We start from the raw sequence: 377 nt of genomic DNA, 5'->3' as shown, positions 1-377 counted from the left end.
TCTAAAGTGAAAAGTTAAATTCCACTTTAGATATGACAAAGTGGATTTTAGTCTTTCACAAGCTTCCAATTGAATTTACTCTTACAGTTGAACTTACTTTTACACTTCTTTTGTGGAATTTACTCTTTCACCTGTATAATTTACCTGATATCTGTTTTCCATTTTCATGAAAGGTAGATTATCATGTCTTCTAACAATAAAAATTTACATCTTACTGTTCAAGAAAGAATCATCATTGAAAAAGGTATCGAAAACGGCTCTACTAAAGCTGCTATCGCTCTTACCATCGGCAAGGACAAGTCTACTGTTGGTAAAGAAATCAAAAAACATAGAGAACTTGTTCACAAATCTTCTTATAAAATTAATTGTGCTAATAT

General features: G+C 30.5%; 1 protein-coding gene. It reads left to right on the top strand.

What is annotated here, in order from left to right; all coding sequences use genetic code 11:
- Positions 1-183 precede the first annotated feature (183 nt).
- The coding region (locus HUU89_RS14515; RefSeq protein WP_175302137.1) for a helix-turn-helix domain-containing protein at positions 184-377 on the top strand (194 nt) is incomplete at its 3' end.

It is taken from the genome of Faecalibacillus sp. H12 (assembly GCF_013361255.1).
GTDB lineage: Bacteria > Bacillota_I > Bacilli_A > Erysipelotrichales > Coprobacillaceae > Faecalibacillus > Faecalibacillus intestinalis.
The sequence above is the reverse complement of the archived record's forward strand: the minus strand, read 5'-3'. Positions and strand labels throughout refer to the sequence as shown.